This window comes from Streptomyces sp. NPDC051364 (assembly GCF_040682115.1).
Classification (GTDB): domain Bacteria; phylum Actinomycetota; class Actinomycetes; order Streptomycetales; family Streptomycetaceae; genus Streptomyces.
In genome coordinates this window covers 13,224-33,237 of record NZ_JBFBAH010000049.1, presented here as the reverse complement: position 1 = coordinate 33,237, position 20,014 = coordinate 13,224, and the positions used below count along the sequence as shown (strand labels likewise).

Below are 20,014 nucleotides of genomic sequence, written 5' to 3'. Positions count from 1 at the left end.
GCTGCGAGTTTGCCCCATACCAGTCCGCTGCCCAGATGCCCGAACAGCCCGAGCGCGAGCACGAAGTACACCCCGACGCGAGAGGGGAGGATCCGCAGCCGTCGCTCGCGAGCTCCAGTCTCGTCCAGTACCGCATCCACCAACTCGGGCGGGATGACCTGCGTTAACTCACCGATATGACCAGGCGCGAACACGTCACCGGTTCCGCCCGCGACAGACTGAGCCACTGAGCCCCTGCTTTCTCAGGAAGATCTTGGTCGATCCCCTGGATAGCAGAGGCCCCTCACACATCTCGTCACCCCTTGACACCGCTGCCGAGCGCTTAACTTCGCGGCATTGGTCCAGCATCTGCCGGTGGCAGTAGCCCTCGGGCTGTCCGCCCCGGCCCTCCAGCCAGGCCGGCACCGGCAACGCCGCCCGGATGACCTGCCACTGTTCGTCCGTCATGTCCGACGGATATCGCCGCACCCGCCCCAGGCTGTCAGCCGCGTTCCCGAACCGGTGAGGGAGGCAATCGCACGACACGCCCACGGAGTTGAAACCGACCGGCGGCACCGCGTACAACTGCGACAACAGGGCCTCCTGGCGCTTCTTCTTGGGCTCGACAACCCGGAGATGTTCAGGAGGCCCTGCTTTCATGCGCGGCCACAGCCGGATTCACCCGCCGCAGCCTCGGTTTTCGATCACAACGTTCTCCTGATCGATAGAGATACGGCTTCTTACTGAACTGCTGTGGGCCAGAGCCAGCGCCTGGCGCCCGTCCTCTTACAGGATGGACCTGATCGACCCGGAACTCGACGGGGAGCTCTTCACACCTTTTCCCGAATACGCCCGGCCCATCTGGGAGCGGTGGCTTGCCGGGCCGCCGAGCACCCCGGGATCCTGGGCCAGCCTCGACCTCCGACTTCGCGGAGCCTGGCTTGATCCCGTCCGGGAGCGGGCTTGCCTGCGCGCTCACAACGACTGGCCAGCTGGTCATGCCTACGAACTCAAAGGTCGGCACATCATCGATGAACAGGGCCTCTACGCCGATGCCATCCGTCGTGATGACAGTCAGCCATTCACGCCATAGGGACGGCCTCGTCGCAGGTCGGACCGGCCGCGGACATGATGGCCTGCCAGGGGGCGGCGTCGAAGATGAGCGTAATTGAGGTGATCCGGCCGTCGTGGAGGCGGAAGTGCTCGGCCGTGTGCTGGGTGATGCCGACGGCCGGGGCGGTGTGGACGTCGTAGAGCAGGGTGGCCTCGGTCTCGCCGTACAGCTCGCTGATCAGCTCCACGCATGGTCGAGAACCAGCAACGCTCAGCCCCTGAGCCCTGCCCTGACGGCCGCCGCGCCGCGGTACGGCCGATGGACGCGGACCACCCCCGCATACACGGGGAACACCTCGCGGGCCTGGCCTTACCGGGGACCTCGGCGAGCACCTGCCGCAGCGCACGCGAAGGTTGGATGCGGCCTGGCAGCAGATGGCCGAACGGTTCGCCGGGGCTGGTGACGCGGCGCAGGTGGAGGTCGTCGTTCCCAAGGGCGCCGGCCGCGCACACCCTGTCGGTGGACAAGTTCGGCGCGGTGGCCGAGCCGAAGTCGCTGACTGATACTCAGTGGCTGTTCTTCAGTGGTTCGGCGTTTTGTTTCCAGTGGGGTCCGCAATGCTCTGACCTCGTGGTTCGCTGGTGGCGCGTAGGCGTACTAAAGACGGGATGCCGAATTGGGGCTGGAAGCTGGCGCCGCATATCGGTGAAGACTGGGAGCCGAGTGTGTGGGCGAGCTGCTCCCTGGCGGCCCTCGACGAGCGTGGGCCGTTGACGGGTTTGGTGAGGTCCTGACGTGCACACGCCATGGCGGCCAGGAGCGGGCAGCCTACAGAGGGGTGCGGAATCCATGAGCTGAGTGGCGCCGTCGGCCGTCCGAGGGCCCGCCCCCGGCATGGTGCGTCTCTCACGCCACAGAAGGTCGCGGCGTGTGACGTAAAGTGATTACATGGACACGCGATGTCATCGTTTCAGTCGCGCGCACATACCTGGAGCCCGCCATGGCCCGGATCATCATCAACGGTGTGACCATCGATCCGCTGAGGCAGTCCCACGCGCTGGCCAGCGCGTCGCTGGTCTCGGAGGATGCGTCCGCCTCCAACTATCTCCTCGTCCGGACCACCCGTATCCCCTCGGTGCAGGAGAAGGAGCAGCTCGCGGAGCTGGGCGTAGTGATCCATGAGTACGTACCGGAGAGCACCTATCTGTGCGGGTACCGGCCTGCCGACCTCGGCGCCGTCCGGGCCTTGCCCTTCGTGGCCTGGGCGGATGTCTATCTGGAGGGCTTCAAGATCTCCCCTTCGTGTCGGCCAGGCGGGTTGCAATCCGATCTGGCCGCACCCACGGCGGCAGTGGATTCACAGGAGCATGCGGTCGATGTGGCGCTTCCTGACAATGTCGATCCGGAAGTGGACGGTGTCAGACAGCGGATCGCCGATGCGGCCGGCGTCAGTGCCGATGACGTCCAGCTCACGAGGAACAAGATGCGTCTCACGCTTTCAGGAGACCACCTCGGCGCTCTGCGCTGCACTGGTGCACCCCACACGCTCCGCTCGGCCATACCCGGCTGGAGGCAGCCATGCGTCTGCTCAGATTGCTGATCGCCACCGCGTGCGCGGTGTTCGCACTGGCGATACCCGGCGTCGGCGCCGGCCCCGCCCAGGTGACCGCCGGGCCACCGCAGACCGTACCGGCCCTTCGCCAATGGACAGCCGGCACCGGTACCTACACCTTCACCGACGCCACCCGGATCGTCGTCGACCCCGCCTCCACCGCCCAACTGGCGGACGAAGCCGCCACGTTCGCGCAGGACCTGGGCGCGCTGGCCGGGCGCGGCGTGGCCGTCGTCACCGGGAACCCGACCGCCGGTGACATAGGGCTCGGCCTCGGTGGCACCGCCCTGCCCGCCGAGGGCTACCGGATGTCGGTCGCGGGAAACCTCACCCTCCAGGCCGGGACCGACGCCGGCGTGTTCTACGGCACCCGCAGCGTCCTCCAGCTCCTGCACCAGTCCGCCACGGTGCCCGCCGGCACGGCGGTGGACTGGCCCGCCAAGGCCGAGCGCGGGCTCATGGTCGACCAGGGGCGCAAGTTCTTCACCGTGGACTGGCTCAAGCAGCACATCAAGGAGCTGGCGTACCTCAAGCTCAACTACTTCCACTTCCATCTGTCGGACACGTACGGATTCCGCCTGGAGAGCTCCACGCACCCGGAGATCGTCTCCGCTGACCACTACTCCAAGCAGGACATCGCCGACCTGGTCGAGCTCGGCCGCAAGTACCACGTCACCATCGTCCCGGAAATAGACACGCCCGGGCACATGAACGCGGTCCTGGCCGCGCACCCCGAGCTCAAGCTCAAGAGCAGCTCGGGCGCGGTCAGCCCCGACTTCATCGACCTCTCGCTCCCCGGCTCGTACGCGCTGATCAAGGACCTGCTCAACGAGTACCTGCCGCTGTTCCCGGCCCCGTACTGGCACATCGGCGCGGACGAGTACGTCACCGACTACGCCAAGTACCCGCAGCTGCTCAGCTACGCCCGCGCACACTACGGCGCGAACGCCACCGCCAAGGACACCTACTACGGGTTCGTCAACTGGGCCGACGACCTGGTCCGGGCGGCCGGCAAGACCACCCGGATGTGGAACGACGGCATCAAGTCCGACGACGGGACGCTCCGCCCCCACCCCGGCATCATCGTCGAGTACTGGTACACCTACGGCCTCACTCCCCAGCAGCTGTCCGACGCCGGGCACATCGTGGCCAACGAGTCCTGGACTCCCACCTATTACGTGCTCGGGGGCCCGAAGCCCGACACCAAGTGGATGTACGAGACCTGGACCCCGGACCGCTTCGAGGGCGGCAACACCCTGTCCGACCCCGCGAAGAACCCCGGCTCGGTGATCCACGTCTGGTGCGACATCCCCACCGCCGAGACCGAGGAACAGATAGCCGCCGGCATCATGTACCCGCTGCGCGCGCTGGCCCAGCAGACCTGGGGATCGCCGAAGCCCGCGGCGACGTACACCGCGTTCACCCCGGTCGTCGCGGCCGTCGGGCACAACCCCGCCTGGCCCGGCCTCGCCAGCCTGGCAACCTGGCCCAGGGCCGTCCGACCACCGCCTCCAGCCCGAGACGGCGAACTTCCCTACGGCGTCGGCCACCGACGGCGACCCCGCCACCCGCTGGTCCAGCACCTACGGCGACCCGCAGTGGCTGGCCAGTCGAACATGGCCCTTCGGGTCCAGCCCCACGTGAGCGACCAGACGTGCAAATGGCACATCAACGCCTCATACACCGATACCACCGGCTCGCACACCCAACGCATCCCGACCGGCACGGCCACCATCACCACGGAGGCAGTGCCCCAGAACCCCGCTCAGTACTTCGGGTGGGTCATATCCCAAGGGTGGGGCTGCATCGGCCAGGTGAGCCAGCAGGGCTGCAAGGCCACCAAAACCCTTGAGCGAACACACCCCCAACGGCCAGCCTGATCCACTCATGCTCCTCCAGTAGCGCAGGCACAGGGCCTGCCGCATACGGGCTGCTCGAGCAGTTCGGCGCGGTGGCCGGGCGACCGCGGCCAACGGGCCTCCACTCCAGGCGCTCGGGCGGGCCACCAGGCCTCGCCCGCGTCGGCGACAGCCGTACTTCCCCAGCAGTTGCTCCGCGCGCCAGGTGCCCTCGTGCCTCTCCGCCAGCCGGTAGATGGCTTCGGCGAGCGGGAGCCGTCGGCGGCCTTCCGGTCCAGCGCGTAGGCGGCCCGCTCCCCCGGCGGGTGACCCTGCACCTTTTCGTAGTCGGCCACCAGGGCGGACATCACGTCCGCGATCTGCTGGCGGCGGGTGGACTGCCAGCCGATCAGCCGCCCGCCGATGCCCGCGATCTCCATGACCGGTCTCTTGCCGGGCGTCACCTCGCGCGGCTTCTACGCCCACCCGAGCCGGGCGGAGACTTCCTCCATGAAGTAGAGGGAGTACGGGGTGCCGGCCGCCACAAACCACCGAGCGTGGTCGCCGACGGACCCACGCGCCCTGCCGGATCTCGTCGAGCGGCTCGTTGTGCCCTACCGGGACATGCCAAGCCAGGGCTACTGCCTCAGGGACCCAAGGCAGCCGGACGCCGTCGACGTACTCCGGCCGCTGCGCGCACACCGTGGTGCAGCGGCGGGAAGCGGGACCCCACGAGCCTCTGTCAGCCGGGCCGCCACCAGCCACCCTCCGACGACCGGGCCCAGCAACGCCGCAGGCACCACCTACGGACCGGCGGCGTGTGACGGTCGACGGTGTGGGGCGTGGTGTCAGTCGCCTCCGCCGCCACCGCAAGAGGAGCCGCCACCGCAGGACGCACCGTCCCCGCAGGAGAAGCTGACGCCGTCGTTCTTCCACGTTCCGCTACGCCGTCGCCTCCGCGATGACCTGCCGCCGAACGCGCCGCCTCGCGCGGCCTGGAACAGCCCCCAGACGAGACCGATCCCCACGACTACCAGAAATCCCATTTCCGTTACCCCCGTTCCCGTCCATTCTCGCCTGTGCGGGCCCGGGCGTGCTCGCCGAGTGTGTCGAGGAAGGCGGTTGTCACCGGGTCGGGATGAGGGCGCGCGTAGGCGGCCAATACGCGGCGCACCGGTGGGTCCGGGTGCAAGTTCCTCGCAGGGGTCGTCGCCGCGTGCAATCGCGCAGGCCGCACGGGAACCCCGAGGACCTGGTGGGGCGGTGCTGTAGGCGATGGCCAGCCCGTTCGTCACCGGCACCGTCCTGCAAGTCGACGGCGGCGCCCGGCTCGTCTGACCTACACTTCCCGTCCATTCACCCCTCGCTCATTCACCCCCTCGTCCTTCGGAGAAACACTCATGCGTACCCGCCCCGTCGTCGCCGGATCCCTCGCCCTCGCCACCCTGTGCACCAGCCTTACCGTCGACGGCTCGCCGAGCTAGAAGCGCGCCCGGCAGGAGTGCGCCTCGCGCAGCAGCGTTGCGGGCTGCACCAACGCGGCCTTGCCTCATAGCCGAACGTAGTTCATCCGTCGCTCAAGGTCGCGCCTGTCGCATGCGGGGTGCCCCCCTGGAGTCCAGACGTGGAGCCAGGCTGAATCAACTGGCTTTAGCGGTCATGAGGTTGACTTCTCCATTGGGAAGCCTTACGGGCCGCCCCGCTCCGCCAGCAGCCCGGCCAGCTCCGCGGCGGCCTCGTCGATCTCCCGCCCGCATGTCAGCAGTACGTCGTACGAAGCACCCCAGGGATCCGCGATCCCGTCTGCGGCCCGCTCCACCGGCGCCAGACTGCCGCGGGTGGCCGCGGCCCGGGCGATCATTTTCCGGGGTGGGACCACCTCCCCCTGCGCCAGCCGCAAGAACTCCCTGACCGTGAAACACTTGCGCAGGGCCACCGGCCACAGCCGTACGGCCGTCTCCCGGTGCTCCCGCTCGAGACCCAGTACGAGATCGGCCTCCGCGACCAGCTCAGGCCTCAACAGCCGGGACGTGAACCCGACGTGGTTCCCGCCCAGCTGCTTCAGCACGGAACCGGTCGCCGGATGCATGCCCGCGATGTGCTGGGCCCTGGTGCCCGCACTGCCCACCCGCGCTTCCGGGAGCCTGGCAGCCAGCAGTCGCTCGGCCAGCGGGGAGCGGTGCACATTGCCGGTGCAGATGAAGAGGATGGTCAGCCGAGCCGCGGCGTCAGCCCTGGGTACGTCTCCTCGATGCCCTCGCGCAGTCCGGTCTTCGGCTTCCAGCCCGCGGAATGGATCAGCGTCCATTGACCCCACCTCTCAGCAGCCTCGCCCCGCGGAGCAGCTCATCCTCGGCGCATGAACGCGGCGGCGGGGTCTGCGCGGCTGACGGGTCGCCGTATCCGTATCCGTATCCCCCCTGCCTCGGCTTCGGGCTCATGCTGAAGACCGTGCCGAGGGTCCGCACCCCCACCGTACGCAGGGCTTCGGTCGCCGCTGCGACCCGGTCGCGCGGGGTCTTTCCGGCCCGTACGACCAGGAGTGCGCCGTGGGCGAGAGTGGCGAGGGCCACCGTGTCGGCCACGGGCAACAGCGGGGCAGTGTCGACGATCACGGCCTCGTAGCCGGCGGCGAGCTCGCGCAGCAACTCCGCCATCCGGTCGGAGGCGAGCAGCTCGGTGGGGTTGGGCGGGACGGGGCCGCTGGTCAGGACGGAGAGCCCGCCCGCCGTCTGCATCACATCCCCGATCCGCGCCTGGCCGATCAGCACGCTGGTGAGGCCTGCGTCCTGGACGAGCCCGAGGGTGGGGGCCACGCAGGGGCGGCGCAGGTCGGCGTCGACGAGGCAGGTGGAGGTGCCGGCTTCGGTGAGCGAGAAGGCGAGGTTGACCGCGGTGCTGGTCTTGCCTTCGCCGGGCAGCGAACTGGTGACGACGATGACCCGAGGCCGATCGCCGATCTGGGCGAACTGCAGGTTGGTCCGCAGATGGCGGAAAGCCTCGGCCCGCGCCGAGTGCCCTGCGGCACCGGCGGCGAGCGGCTGCTGCGGGCTGTCCTTGTCGAAGGGAATGGAGCTGAGTACGGGCAGGCTGGTGAGGGCAGCCAGGGCGTCTGCGGTCTTGAGGGTGACGTCGAGGGTTTCCCGGAGCAGGGCGGCCCCTGCGCCCAGCAAAAGGCCGGCGATCAGGCCCGCGGCAAGGTTGAGAGCAGGACGCGGGCTGACCGGGTCCGAGGGGACCGAGGCGGTCTGCGTGACGCCCAGTTTCACCGGGGACTTGGCCACCCTCTTGGGGGACGGGGCGTCGAGGGTCTCCAGGCGCTCGACGACATCGCTGAAGCGGTAGGCAACCGCATCTGCGACGGCCGCCGCGCGACGCGGCTCGGTGTCCCTGACCGTGATGTTGACCAGCACGGTGCCGATCGGTGCTTCCGCGGTGATCCGGCCGGCGAGTTCGTCCGGCGTGGTGTCGAGGCCGAGGGAGGAGACGACGTGCCCGGTGACCTGACGACTGGTCACGATCGATGCGTACGACTGGACCCGGGCCAGCGAGAAGCTGTTGCCCTGCTGGAGCTCGCTGGTTTCGCCACCGGACTGGGCGGAGACGAACAGCTGGGCGTGCGCCTGGTAGACGGGGGTCGAGAACGCAGTGGCCGCCCAGCCGGCAGAAACCCCGAGCAGGATGCAGACGATCACGACGAGCCAGCTCCTGGCCAGCACTCTCAGGATCCTGCGAAGTTCCAAGATGTGCACCTCATCGGGTCGTTCGGGCAGCGCGCCCGGCCAGGTTAGACTAATTTGTCGGGCTTGTCTGGCAACCATGGGGGCCTGACCGGAGGAGTCCTTCGTGCTGCCAGCCCATATCGCCGTGCTGATCACCAGTCACAACCGCCGCGAGAAGACACTGTCCGCCCTCGCTGCCCTGCACGTGCAGCGCGGATTGCCCGAGGACACCGAGGTGCGGATCCACCTCGTGGATGCGGGCAGTACCGACGGCACACCCGAGGCGGTCCGCGCGGCGCACCCGCGGGTCGAGGTGGTGACGGTCGGCGACGACGTCTACTGGGGCCAGGGCATGCGCATCGCGAGCCGCGTTAGCCACGCCGCGGGCCTGCCGCCCTGGGAGTACCAGCTCTGGCTCAACGATGACGTGGTGCTGGAACGGGACGCCCTCGCCGTCCTGCTCGACACCGTACGGAACGTGGGGCCCGGCGCCGTCGTCGTCGGCGCGGTGCGCGCGCGAAACGGCGTGCATACGACGTACTCCGGACGGAGCGGCCGCGCACTCGCCCTGGTCGAGCCCACAGGACGGCCCGAGCCCTGCGACACGTACAACGGCAACGTGGTGCTCCTGCCCCGCGCAGTACATGAACGAATCGGCGACATCGACAACGTCTTCCGGCACGGCATGGGCGACTACGACCACGGCTTCCGCGCCCGTCGGGCCGGCATCCCCGCCTATGTGAGCCCACGCCACGTGGGCAGCTGCGACCGCAACCCGCCGGACACCGGCTCTCGCGAACCGGGCATCGGGGTGCGTGAGGCACTGCGCCGCGTCACCTCGCAGCGCGAACTGCCGCCCCGCCAGTGGTGGGTGTACTGCCGACGGCACGCATGGCCATGGGCACCGTTGCTGATGGTCTCGCCGTACCTGAAGACGGTGGCGCTGGCTCTGGCCGGGCGGCGCGTGGGGGGCGGGGAGTACCCGCGGTGACCGGGCCGATCGCGCCGGTCGGCGGGGGCGGCGCCCTGCTGCTGTGGATCACCGGCCTCGGCACCCTTGCGGTGGCCCCCCTGGTCCCCCATCTCTATCACGGGCTCGGCACGGCAGCCGGCGAACCCCTCTCCGGCCTGCAACTGCTCTTCTCCCAGGGCGTGATCCTGCTGGTGTCCGTCCTGGCGGCAGCCCTGGTGACCCGCGGTGTGTTCCAGGGCGCAAGAGCCGGTGCACGCCCATCCAGGACCGGCCAGGGGCTCGCCTGGGCCGCCGTCGCGTTCGCTGCGGGCCCCGTCCTGTCGGCCGTGTTCGGCGAACACGGAGCTCTGGACGCGACAGTGGTGTTCGCGCCGCTGCTGTTCGCCGCCCTCTACCTGTGCCCACGCCGCCCCTTCCCCGAGGTATTGCGCCAACTCCGGTTCATCTTGCGCTGTTACGTCTGGGGCAGCTTGCTCAGCATCCTGGTCGCACCGGGCTGGGCCTTCCTGTTGCCCGCCCACGGCGACGGGGGGCGGGACTTCCTCGGCCTCGGCTGGGGCCAGTTCATGGGCCTTGCCCCCAACCCGAACCATCTGGGGCCCCTGATGGCCGCGGCACTGCTCCTCGAAGTCACCCCGGTGGGGCGGTGGCGCGGCCGTGCGATCCATGCGGCTGCTGCGCTCCTCGCGCTGACGCTCACCCAGTCCAGAACGGGCTGGATCTGCGCCGCCTCGGTGCTCTTCGTGCACGGCGCATGGGGCCGGACCGTGCTCCGCAGGCAGCTGCTCACCGTCTTCGGGGGCGCCGCCGCCCTGATGGTGCTGCTGGCGGCCCCCGTACAGGCCGCGCTCGCCCGGCTCGCCGCCGATCCGATGTACGGGGACTTCAACGGCCGCACCCTTGCCTGGCGGCTCGCCTATACCGAGTTCGAGCGCAATCCGCTCTTCGGTTACGGGCCCACTCTGTTCAGCCCGGGCCACCGACTGGAGCTCTTCGGCACCACGGACCACTGGATCGGCCAGGCGCACAGCCAGGTCATGCAAACGCTCGGGGCCTCCGGTCTGATCGGGTTCGCCGGGCTGTGTCTGCTCGTGAGCTCCCTGGTCGTTCAGGCCCGGCGGGCCTCCGCGCACACCAGCGGCCTCTCGACCGCGCTGGTGACCCTGCTGATCGTGGCGTGCACCACCGAGGCTCCGTTGCGTGCTCTCGGTGGACTGTCCGCCGCCGTTCTGCTGCTCACCGTGGTGTGGTGCGTTCTGCTCCACGGAAACCCCTTCCCCACCTCCGCAACCCAGGAGCCGTCAGATGTCCCGTAGAACCGCGCTGATCACCGGCATCACCGGACAGGACGGCTCGTATCTCGCCGAACTCCTGCTCTCCAAGGACTATCTGGTGCACGGCCTGATCCGCCGCTCGTCCACCTTTACCACCCAGCGGATCGACCACCTCTACCAGGACCCTCACGAGCCGGACGCCAGGCTCCGCCTGCACTACGGTGACCTGGCCGACGGCTCCCGGATCGCCGCCCTCTTGGAGCACATCCAGCCCGACGAGGTCTACCATCTGGCTGCCCAGTCGCACGTCCGCGTCTCCTTCGACGAGCCCGAGTTCACCGGCACCACCACGGGTCTTGGCACCACCCGGCTGCTGGAGGCCATCCGGATGACCGGGCTGCCGTGCCGTTTCTACCAGGCCTCCAGCTCGGAGATGTACGGGATCACGGCGCCCCCGCAGTCCGAGACGACGTCCTTCCACCCGCGCTCCCCGTACGCTGCCGCCAAGGTGTACGCGTACTGGATCACCCGCAACTACCGTGAGGCGTACGGAATCCACGCGGTCAACGGCATCCTCTTCAACCATGAGTCACCCCGGCGCGGCGAGACCTTCGTGACCCGAAAAATCGCCCGGGCCGCGGCTCGGATCGCCCGCGGCGAGCAGGAGTTCCTGCACCTCGGCAATCTGGAGGCCCGCCGTGACTGGGGTTACGCACCCGAATACGTGGACGCGATGTGGCGGATGCTCCAGTGCGACCGGCCGGATGACTACGTGGTGGCCACGGGCACCAGCTACAGCGTCCGGGACTTCCTCACCTTCTGCTTCGAGCGCGCGGGCCTCGACTGGGAGCGCCACGTACGGTTTGACGAGCGTTACTTGAGGCCCTCCGAGGTGCCGGACCTGATCGGCGACGCGTCGAAGGCGGAACACGAGCTGGGCTGGCGGCCGACCGTGCTGACCCCCGACCTGGCCCGTCTCATGACCGACGCCGAGCTGGGCGCGCAACTGCCCGAGGGGCAGGCGGCCCGGTGATCTCGCCGACCGTCCTCCACCTCACCAACGACCGCGAACCGCCAGGCCCGGGGCTGAGCTTCGGCGGCGCGTTCCGTGCCCTGGCCGTCGACGGCGCGCTCACTCATGTGCCGCTCGCCCCCGCGGCACTGCTGGCGGCAGGCCGCGCGGCCGCGTTGGCCGAAATCCGCCGGGCCGCCGAACGGGCGCGACCTGAAGTCCTGTTCGTCCAGACACCGGGCAACTTCCCCTGGACCGACGCGGATGTGGCGGACCTCCTGCGGCGCCTCGGCTCACCGACTGTCGTGATGTGGGAGGGCGACCCGTGGGGCGGGCGCAAACCCGTCCTGCCTTCCATGGAGCCCTGGTTGCGGTACGCGGACACCGTCTTCACTCCGGGCCTCGGCATCCAGGCCCTTCTCCTGGGCAGGTACACCCGGCGGCCAGTGCGGTACATCCCGCAGACCGTGCCCCATCGCCTCTGGGACGACGGGCCCGTCCCGGGCGTCGACGCCACGGCACACGACGTGATGCACATCGGCAGCTGCTTCGTCCGCTTCGGGGTGTTCGAGCGGATCGACGGCGCTCGGGAGCGTCGGCGGTTCGTACGGTCCCTGCAGCGGCTGCCCGGTTGCCGGTTCGCCGTGCACGGCCACGGCTGGCGCGGCCGGGGCGCACTCGGACCCGTCCCGTTCGACCACCAGGTGGACGCCCTGCGCACCGCCCGGATCAGCGCCAACTGGGACCACTTCCCCGGCCGCGACGGCTATTTCTCCAACCGGCTGCCGATCAGTCTGTTCGCGGGACGCCCGCACGTCACGACCAGGCCCCTGAACACCGGCTGGCTACCGGGCCCGGAGTGCGGCCTGCACCTGGTGGACTCCCCCGCCCAAGCGGTCGACCGGGTCACCGAACTGCTCCGCGCCGACCCCGCACAGCTGCATGCCGCCGGACTCGCCGGGCACACGTGGGTCCGTACCCGGCTCACCGAGACCAACGCGCTGCGGCACATGCTCACCCGCCACCTGGCTACCGTGCCCGCACCGCGCGCCGACCCCTGGCAGGAGATCGCCGCGATGGACGCCGTCGGCGTATGAGCGCAGTCACGCGCAGCCTCGGCTGGAACTACGGCGGCTCCGCGCTCGGAATGCTGTTCCAGCTCGGCTACACGGCGATCGCCGCGCGCCTGGTGTCCCCCGACCACTTCGGCGCGTACGCCACCGCGTGCAGTGTCACCGTCCTGCTCGGCTACGTCGCCAACTCTGGCCTGGCCACCTGTGTGCTGCGCGCCGAGCAGCTCACCAGGTGCCTGTTGCGTACTGTCTTCACACTCGCCTCCGCCTTCGGGCTCGTCTGTTTCTGCGCCGCGCTGCTCGCCGCCCCGCTGCTCACAACGGTCTGGGAAGGCCCGCAGACGGCCGGGATGCTGCGCGTGCTGGCGGCGCAGTTCCTGGTCCAGCCGGCTGCGCTGGCGGCGGTCGCTGCACTGCGCAGGCTGGAGCGTCCTCGTACGGCGGTACGCGCCGAACTGGCCGGCCAGGTCACGGGATCGGCCCTGGCACTGACGCTACTGCTGGCGGGCTGGAACCCTTACGCCCTGGCCACCGCGTTCCCGCTGTCCGCGGTCTGCACCCTGGCCCTGGCCGCCTGCGCCCTGCTACCCGAACGGCGCCGCTCCCCGGCCGACGCACGGCCGTGGCGCCGCCGTCCCCGCCCGGCGTCCGCGGCGCAGGCGCCGACGGAGCACGGCGCACCGTCGGTGCCCGCTGCGCCCGCACGGCTGCCCGTCGGCCTTCCCGTTCCGGCCCGCGAACTTCTCCGCTCCTCCGGCTTCTTCACCGGGTACGGCTTGGTACAGTCCGCGACCAACAACGCCCCACTGTGGCTGGCGGGCGCCACCCTCGGCGCCACCGCGGCCGGTCACTACTCGCGGGCCGCACTCCTGACCGGTATCCCGCTGACCGTCCTCGCGCAGGGCCTCCACCGGGCCGTCACCCCGGCGCTGGCCGACGCCCGCGCGGCCGGGAGGATTCCTCCGCAGGCGGTGCATGACGTGCTGTGCTCGGCATCCGCCGTGGGACTGATGGGCCTGGGCGCCCTCGCCGGTCTCGGGCCGGCCGCGCTGCTCCTGCTGCTGGGGCCGACCTGGGAGACGGCCTCGAGCCTGGTTCCGGTGCTCGCAGCCGGGGCCGCACTGTGGATGCTCTGCTCCACCGCCAGCTCCGTCGACACCGTCCGCAGGGACACCAGAGCCCTGCTGCGTGCCCAGCTCGCCGCCATCGGCGCGACCGCGCTGATGCTCTGCTTCGCCTGGGCGTACCAGAGCCTGTTGCTCGCCGCCTGCGCCGCCGTGGTCGCCCCGCTGGCCGGTCATCTCGCCCAGCTCGCCCACTGGCATACCGCCAAGGTCCTCGGTGTACGTCCGCTGCTCTTCGCGCACGCCGTGCACGCGGCGGTCGGCACGGCACTCGGTCTCTCGGCCGCGCTCGGCCTGCGCTCCCATCCCCCCCACTACGGGCTGCTGCTGGGCCTCGGCGCCATGCTCCCGGTGGCCCTCGCCTGCGCCGTGCTCCGCACCCGTCTGCCCGTCTATGCCACGGCTCGCCGCCACGGTCTCGTCAGATCCCATCCGAGGAGCCACCCATGCACATCGGCCTCGCAGGCCCCGTCGATCTGACCCCCCTCCAGCACCTGCTGCCCGCGCGGCTACCCGCCGTCTACAGCGGACCGTGCACCGGCTGGCTCGCCAGGACCTGGCTGGAGCAGGGGCACCGACTGACGGTGTACGCCCTGAGCGGCGCCGTCGCCGGGCGGCAGGTGTACAGCGGCAAGGGCATCGACCTCGTCGTCGTACCGCAGCGCGCGCGGGCCAGACACCGGCTGAAGGACTTGTTCCGCGCTGAACGCCGAGGGCTCGCTGCCGCGATGCGGGCTCACCCCGCCGACCTGGTCAGCGCCCACTGGACGTACGAGTTCGCGCTGGCCGCGATCGCCAGCGGCCTGCCCTCCTTCGTCACCGCACACGACACCCCATTGCGCTACGCCTGGGAGATGCGCAGCGCCTACCGCTGGCTGCGCCACTCCATGGCCCTTCCAGCCGTCCACCGCGCCACCGCGCTCAGCGCCAACAGCCCCTACACCGCACAGCATCTGCGCCGGGTGCTGGGTGTACGACGGCCCATCGAGGTCATCCCCAACGGGGTGCGCATGGAGCATCTGCCCAGCGCCATGGCGCCGCCCGACGCCGCCCCGGTGTTCGCCACTGCCGTCCAGGGCTGGGGGCCGCTCAAGAACACGGCCACGCTGCTGCGCGCCTTCGCGCTCCTACGGGTCGAACTGCCGCACGCCCGGCTGCTGCTGTGTGGCGACGGACACGACGCGGGGGGACCGGCCCGGCAGTGGGCCGCCGCGCACGGGCTCACCGCGGGGGTCGAATTCGCCGGCCCGCTGGCGCACGACACCTTGCTGCGCCGGATCGCCGCCGAGGCCCACGTTCTGGTCCACCCGTCCCGTATCGAGTCGTTCTCGATGATCACAGCCGAGGCGATGGGCATGGGGCTCCCCGTCATCGTGGGTGAACGCAGCGGGGCGGTGCCCTGGGTCGCCGGGGACGGCGGCCTCGCCGTGGACATCGACTCGCCCCGGACGCTGGCCGCCGCCATGAGCCGGCTGGCCCGCGACCCGCAGTTGCGGGCCCGGCTCGCGACGGCGGGGCGCCAGCGGACGGCAGGCCGCTTCGAGCTACGGGACGTGGCCGCCGCGTACACACGCTGGTTCACCACGGAAGGCAGCCGCCCATGACCACCACGCCCCTCGTACTGCAGATCAGCAATGAACCTGAGCCCTCCGGCCCGCGCACCCGCTTCGCGCGTGCCTTCGAGGACCTCGCCGATGCGGGCCTGCTGCGGTACGCGTGCGCCGTCCCTGCCGCCGGGGACCAACTGCCTTCCTCCCGTCCGGACCTGGTCTTCGTCCAGTCCCCCCAGTCGTACCCGTGGACGAACCGGCATGTCCGGAAGTGGTTGCGGACCGCCGGGGAGCCGCCGGTCGTGGTGTGGGAGGGCGACGCGTGGGGAGGGCTCACCAAGCCGTTGCGCGAGCGGAACCTGGCCTGGATGCGGGCCGCGGTAGAAGTCTTCAGCGTCGCCGCGGGTGGGCAGGCCGCGATGCTGCGTCGGGCCTGCGGCCGGCCGGTGCGGTACGTGCCGCACGTCGCGCCGCTGCATCTGCTCGCCGCACCGCGCGGCCCGGAGCCGGCCGCGGGCGGAGTGACGCTGGTCGGCAAGCGGCTCACGTACCTAGGAATCGAACTGATCCCCGATGATCGCGAACGGGCTTTGTTTGTCGCGGAGTTGCACAAGGTCGCGGGAGTGCGGCTCGCGGTGTACGGCACGGGATGGCGAGGCCCCTGCGCACGCGGCCCCGTCCCCTTCCCTGAGCAGCTGACCGTCATGGAAGGGGCGTTGATCAGCGCGGGCTGGGACCGCTATCGCAAACACACCGGCTACTTCTCCGACCGGCTGCCGATCGCGATGTGCGCGGGCCGGGTCCATGTCACCTCCCGCCAGCCGGGACTCGGCTGGCTACCGGGTCCCGACCGCGGCCTGCACCTGATGGACACCCCGCGCGCCGCGGCCGGGCGGGTCCGCGAACTACTTCGCCGCGACCCCGAGGAACTTCTCGTGCAGGGACGGTGGATGAGCGAGTGGGCCCGTGCCCGGCTGACCGAGCGCCAAGCCCTGCTCCACATGCTCTCGCCGTACATCCCGCTGCTGCCCGCCCCTCCCAGCGACCCGTGGGCCGGGCTCGCCGCCCTGGACTGCTAGGAGTCGGAGCCGTCCAGAAAGGACCGGCCGGACGGGTCCTTCTCGTACGCGTTGTAGACCTTCGGCAGCGGCCGATCGTCGCGGATCGCCCGGAACAAGGCCTCGGCTTGATCCTCGACCATCGTGTACCGGCCTCGCTGATCGGGGTGCTCCACGCTCGGAACGGTCAGGATCTGCGTGTCGCTTGCGGGGATCGCCCGCGCGCTGTTCACCAGCCGGTAGAGCTCGTCCAGCGAGTCGAGGCCGGGGTCTGCCACCAGCGAGGACGTCGCCGCGTCCAGCAGCGGATACAGCTTGGTGGGGTTGGTCAGCACTCCGTCGCTCTGCGCCTTCTTCAACAGCTCCCGAGTGAACTGCTTCTGCCGCTCCACCCGTTGGAGGTCGCTGCCGTCGCCGACGCCCACCCTCGTGCGTACGAACACGAGTGCCCGTTGTCCGCGCAGCAGCTGCCTGCCGGGCTGGAGCGTGATGTTGTACTCAGGCTCACGGACCTTCTCGGACACGTTCACCTCCACGCCCCCGACAGCGTCGACGACCCTTCTGAAGCCGGAGAAGTCGACGACGAGATGGTGGTCGACCGGAATACCGGAGAGGTCCTCGAAGGTACGGACCGCACAGGCGGCCCTGCCGAACTGGAAGGCCCAGTTGAACGGGGCGTGCTGGGCCGTGCTGCGGGAGCCGTCCGGCTGCAGGCAGCTGGGGATGTCCACCACCAGGTCCCGCGGCACGCTGACCACGGAAGCCCGGCTTCGGTCCGCGGAGAGGTGGATCAGCATGGCGGTGTCCGAGCGTTCGCTGCCCCAGTTCGCTTCCTTGTCCGAGCCGAGCACCAGGATGTTCTGGGCCTTGCCGGGCGCGGGGCGGGGCCGCTTGCCGTGGTCTGCGGCGAGGGCCCGGGCGGCGGCCTCGTCGGTGCGGATGTTGCCGTCGAGCCGCTGGTAGAGCAGCCAGCCGGCGCCTGCCGTCACCGCGAACAGCAGGACGGCGCCGATACCGAGCCGTCTCAGGACCTTGCGACTGCGCCACCAGCTGTCAGGTACTGGCATCGATCAGGCCCTCCACTCCGTCGGCAAATCGCTGTGCCATTGACTCGACCGTGTACAGCTCGGCATCCGTCCGGCAGGCGGAAAGCAGCCTGTCGTAGAGTGCGGGCCGGGTGAGCAGATCCGCGACGGCCGCGCTGTACGCGTCCAGGCCACCATCCACGACGAGTGCATTGCGGCCGTGCTGCAGATACTCGAACTCGGGCCCGTGCGCCGCGTGGGTGGTGGTGACCAGGGGCGTGTCCAGCGCGAACGAGTCGACCGCGGCGAGCCCCACCGCGCCGGGCACCAGCAGGACGTCGGCGACAGCGCCGAGCCGGGCCTTCTCCTCGGCGGTGGCCGTCCCCACGTACACGACGGGACCGCCCGCACGCTGGACTTCCTCCACCAGGTGTCGCTGCGCCCCGTCGCCCGCGACGAGCAGCCTGAAGCCGGGCAGCAGTTGCGCAACCAGGTCGGCCGCCGCCAGCAGGAACGGGATACGTTTGGCGGCGTCGAGGCCGCCGACGTACAGCGCGGTACGGCCGGGGCGCAGCCCGTACGACTGCCGCAGGGCCGAGAGTTCGGTGCCGGGGATACGGGAACGGGCTGCGACCAGGGCCCTGGTGTCCACGGTGTTGCGGACCGTCGTGACCCGCTGTTCGGGGAAGCCCTCGCCGATGACGTGCCGGGCGCCCGTCTCCGTATAGGCGAAGAACCAGCGGGCCCGCTGGGTCAGAGCGCGCTTGGCTGCGCGCAGCGGGGCCGGGTGGCTGCGCGTGTAGGTCCCGCCGTGGCCCCACAGCCCGACGGGTGGGCCGCCACGGCTCAGCAGTGCGCGGTAGTTCTCCAGGCTGTGCAGGGACTGCCCGAGGATCAGGGCGTCGCAGTCGCGGGCGAGGGGGCCCAGGCCCCGCCAGACAAGATGGCGGCCGGCGAGGCGGAAGGTGCGCTGCGGCAGTAGGACCGTTCCGGCAAGGGCGCAGGCGTCGGCGCGCCGGATGTCCTTGCCCCAGGGTCGGCCGTGGGCGATGGTCAGCTCGATGTCTCGGCGGGCGAGTTCGCGGGTCAGGCGTTCGTAGAACGCGAGGCGGTAGCCCGGCACGTACTGCTGGACGACGACGGCTCTTCTCACCGGGCCGCCCGCGCCACCTGGGTCGGCATGCGCCCGTCGTGGGGGGCGGTGTCCGCGCGGAAGAGCACCAAGTCGCACTGGAGCATCTGGCCGGTGCGCGGGTCGGTGAACCCGGGCACGACGGACATCAGGGTGAGGCCCAACTCGCCCTGGGTGAGGGCGAGGGCGTCGTCGAAGAGCAGGCCGTCCCGGTACAGGGGCACGAAGGACGTCTCGGTCTGGATGCCGGCGCACTCGCTCGCGTACCGACCGGCGCCGCGCAGAACATGCGCCTCGTACCCCTGCACGTCCATCTTGAGGAACACCCGCTCGCCCGGGGCGACGATCTGCTCCCACAGTTCGTCGAGGCGGCGGATCTCGGCGGTCTGTCGGCTCAGGTAGGCGGCGTGCGGGGCGGCCGCGCGGTGGCGTTCGAGCATGGGAAGGACAGAGCTGCTCGCACCCGCGTTGCCCGCAACGTTCATGACGACGGTGCCGGAGTGGTCGCCGAGCGCGTACGGCAGGACCGTCCAGGCCGGGTCGGACACCGCCCTGCGGTGGAGCTCCATGCGTGGGCCGGTGAGCGGCTCGAAGGAGACGATACGGCCGCGATAGCCGGAGTGGCGGAGCATCGTGCCGTAGCCGCCGGCGTGTGCACCCGCGTCAATGACGAGGCCTACATCGAACTTTCGGAGCAACTGCACGAGCTGCTGACCGCTCCAGCTTGCCGGATAGCGGGCGATATCGATGCCGAGGCGCTGCATGGCGCTGCGCGCACGGTGAAGGAGGGTCACTGTCGTGCTCCTTTGTATGCGGCCCAGAGGAAACGGGGATGCCCCCACAGCACCCGGCGCCACAGCCGGCGCGGTTCGCTGCAGAGGCGGAAGAGCCATTCCAGGCCGTGCCGCTGCATCCACAGCGGGGCCTGCGGCTTGTTGCCGGAGACGAAGTCGAATGCGGCGCCGACGGCGGCGAACACCGCGGGGTGCGCGGCGGCGAGCCGGGCGGCCTCGTAGTCCTGTTTGGGGGTGCCGAGGCCGAGCCAGACGATCTGGGCACCGCTCGCGCGGATCCGGTCAAGCTGCGACTGCCGTTCTCCATCGGTCGGTTCGCGGAACGGCGGCGACTCGGCGGCTACGATCAGGGCGCGCGGGAAGCGGGCGCACAGCTCGGCGCCCAGCTGTTCCAGTACCGCGGGGGTGGAGCCGAGGAGGTAGTGGCGCAGGCCCACATCCTGGCCGGTTCGGAAGACGTCCAGGAAGAGGTCGGGGCCGTACACCCGCATCGGCGGCAAGGAGCGGCTCCGGTGGATGATCCGGTTGGCCCACACCACCCCTTGTCCGTCGGGGAGGTTGAGCGTCGCGGTCCGCAGCACCTGGCCCAGTCGCGCGTCCCGGTCGGCGAGGGCGATCGTGTACGCGTTGCAGAGGTGGACGTCGGCCGCCACGCCCTTGGTTGCAAGCCGGACGACCGCGGCGGCCGCGGCGGCCGGAGTCGCAGCGGCCACAGGAACCCCGGCGCACAGGACGGTGGTCAGGCCGGTGGACACATCCGTGCGCGTTGTGGCCGGCAGGCGCACGTCCCTGCC

The 20,014-nt window shown here is 70.4% G+C and carries 18 protein-coding genes and 1 pseudogene; 10 read left to right on the top strand and 9 right to left on the bottom strand.

Going from position 1 to position 20,014, the window contains the following annotated elements; genetic code table 11:
- Positions 1–227 (bottom strand): transposase domain-containing protein (locus AB0M76_RS41150; protein ID WP_365957889.1); only part of this gene is annotated, 227 nt, incomplete at its 3' end.
- A gap of 500 nt (positions 228–727) precedes the next feature.
- Between AB0M76_RS41150 and AB0M76_RS41145 the strand changes: the two are divergent.
- Positions 728–1,027, top strand: a pseudogene (locus AB0M76_RS41145) (hypothetical protein); the annotation flags it as partial.
- A gap of 34 nt (positions 1,028–1,061) precedes the next feature.
- Here AB0M76_RS41145 and AB0M76_RS41140 read toward each other — a convergent pair.
- Positions 1,062–1,280, bottom strand: a complete 219-nt coding sequence (locus AB0M76_RS41140; protein ID WP_365957888.1) for a hypothetical protein — start codon at positions 1,278–1,280, stop codon at positions 1,062–1,064.
- A gap of 753 nt (positions 1,281–2,033) precedes the next feature.
- Here AB0M76_RS41140 and AB0M76_RS41135 point away from each other — a divergent pair.
- A complete protein-coding gene (locus AB0M76_RS41135; RefSeq protein WP_365957887.1) occupies positions 2,034–2,633 on the top strand; it encodes a hypothetical protein in 600 nt (199 codons plus the stop codon).
- On the top strand, positions 2,612–4,525 hold the full coding sequence (locus AB0M76_RS41130; RefSeq protein WP_365957886.1) for a family 20 glycosylhydrolase: 1,914 nt from the start codon (positions 2,612–2,614) through the stop codon (positions 4,523–4,525). The genes AB0M76_RS41135 and AB0M76_RS41130 overlap by 22 nt, the downstream gene beginning before the upstream one ends.
- 5 nt (positions 4,526–4,530) lie before the next feature.
- On the opposite strand, the gene AB0M76_RS41125 is transcribed toward AB0M76_RS41130, so the two are convergent.
- The 3 genes from AB0M76_RS41125 to AB0M76_RS41115 all read right to left on the bottom strand — a co-directional run bounded on the left by AB0M76_RS41125 (position 4,531) and on the right by AB0M76_RS41115 (position 8,226).
- Positions 4,531–4,947 carry a hypothetical protein gene (locus AB0M76_RS41125; protein WP_365957885.1) on the bottom strand — a complete coding sequence of 139 codons (417 nt, stop codon included), beginning with the start codon at positions 4,945–4,947 and terminating at the stop codon, positions 4,531–4,533.
- A 1,223-nt stretch (positions 4,948–6,170) separates the two neighbouring features.
- Positions 6,171–6,791: a low molecular weight phosphatase family protein gene (locus tag AB0M76_RS41120; protein WP_365957884.1), complete on the bottom strand. Its 621-nt coding sequence runs from the start codon at positions 6,789–6,791 to the stop codon at positions 6,171–6,173.
- Positions 6,781–8,226, bottom strand: a complete 1,446-nt coding sequence (locus tag AB0M76_RS41115) for a polysaccharide biosynthesis tyrosine autokinase (protein ID WP_365957883.1) — start codon at positions 8,224–8,226, stop codon at positions 6,781–6,783. The genes AB0M76_RS41120 and AB0M76_RS41115 overlap by 11 nt, the downstream gene beginning before the upstream one ends.
- Before the next feature lie 103 nt (positions 8,227–8,329).
- Here AB0M76_RS41115 and AB0M76_RS41110 point away from each other — a divergent pair, with 103 nt between their 5' ends.
- From AB0M76_RS41110 to AB0M76_RS41080, 7 genes are read left to right on the top strand one after another with little or no spacing between them, the layout of a single operon-like run.
- On the top strand, positions 8,330–9,196 hold the full coding sequence (locus AB0M76_RS41110; protein WP_365957882.1) for a glycosyltransferase: 867 nt from the start codon (positions 8,330–8,332) through the stop codon (positions 9,194–9,196).
- On the top strand, positions 9,193–10,494 hold the full coding sequence (locus AB0M76_RS41105; RefSeq protein ID WP_365957881.1) for an O-antigen ligase family protein: 1,302 nt from the start codon (positions 9,193–9,195) through the stop codon (positions 10,492–10,494). The genes AB0M76_RS41110 and AB0M76_RS41105 overlap by 4 nt, the downstream gene beginning before the upstream one ends.
- Entirely contained in the window at positions 10,484–11,485 is a 1,002-nt protein-coding gene (gmd, locus tag AB0M76_RS41100; RefSeq protein ID WP_365957880.1) for a GDP-mannose 4,6-dehydratase, read from the top strand. Before AB0M76_RS41105 ends, gmd begins: the two co-directional genes overlap by 11 nt.
- A complete protein-coding gene (locus AB0M76_RS41095) occupies positions 11,482–12,561 on the top strand; it encodes a hypothetical protein (protein ID WP_365957879.1) in 1,080 nt (359 codons plus the stop codon). Before gmd ends, AB0M76_RS41095 begins: the two co-directional genes overlap by 4 nt.
- Complete coding sequence (locus AB0M76_RS41090) at positions 12,558–14,141, top strand: oligosaccharide flippase family protein (RefSeq protein ID WP_365957878.1); 1,584 nt, start codon at positions 12,558–12,560, stop codon at positions 14,139–14,141. The genes AB0M76_RS41095 and AB0M76_RS41090 overlap by 4 nt, the downstream gene beginning before the upstream one ends.
- Positions 14,108–15,265 carry a glycosyltransferase family 4 protein gene (locus AB0M76_RS41085; protein ID WP_365957877.1) on the top strand — a complete coding sequence of 386 codons (1,158 nt, stop codon included), beginning with the start codon at positions 14,108–14,110 and terminating at the stop codon, positions 15,263–15,265. The genes AB0M76_RS41090 and AB0M76_RS41085 overlap by 34 nt, the downstream gene beginning before the upstream one ends.
- Positions 15,262–16,290 (top strand): hypothetical protein, encoded by a 1,029-nt coding sequence (locus tag AB0M76_RS41080; RefSeq protein WP_365957876.1) that lies wholly within the window; start codon positions 15,262–15,264, stop codon positions 16,288–16,290. The genes AB0M76_RS41085 and AB0M76_RS41080 overlap by 4 nt, the downstream gene beginning before the upstream one ends.
- Here AB0M76_RS41080 and AB0M76_RS41075 read toward each other — a convergent pair.
- Genes AB0M76_RS41075 through AB0M76_RS41060 form a run of 4 tightly spaced genes read right to left on the bottom strand, consistent with a single transcriptional unit; the run spans position 16,287 to position 19,975 of the window.
- Positions 16,287–17,336 carry an LCP family protein gene (locus AB0M76_RS41075; RefSeq protein ID WP_365957875.1) on the bottom strand — a complete coding sequence of 350 codons (1,050 nt, stop codon included), beginning with the start codon at positions 17,334–17,336 and terminating at the stop codon, positions 16,287–16,289. The two genes, AB0M76_RS41080 and AB0M76_RS41075, sit on opposite strands and share 4 nt — an antisense overlap.
- Positions 17,323–18,447, bottom strand: a complete 1,125-nt coding sequence (locus AB0M76_RS41070) for a glycosyltransferase family 4 protein (protein WP_365957874.1) — start codon at positions 18,445–18,447, stop codon at positions 17,323–17,325. The genes AB0M76_RS41075 and AB0M76_RS41070 overlap by 14 nt, the downstream gene beginning before the upstream one ends.
- Positions 18,444–19,220, bottom strand: coding sequence for an FkbM family methyltransferase (locus tag AB0M76_RS41065; RefSeq protein WP_365957873.1), 777 nt, complete (start codon positions 19,218–19,220; stop codon positions 18,444–18,446). Before AB0M76_RS41065 ends, AB0M76_RS41070 begins: the two co-directional genes overlap by 4 nt.
- Positions 19,217–19,975, bottom strand: coding sequence for a WecB/TagA/CpsF family glycosyltransferase (locus AB0M76_RS41060; RefSeq protein ID WP_365957872.1), 759 nt, complete (start codon positions 19,973–19,975; stop codon positions 19,217–19,219). Before AB0M76_RS41060 ends, AB0M76_RS41065 begins: the two co-directional genes overlap by 4 nt.
- Positions 19,976–20,014 lie beyond the last annotated feature (39 nt).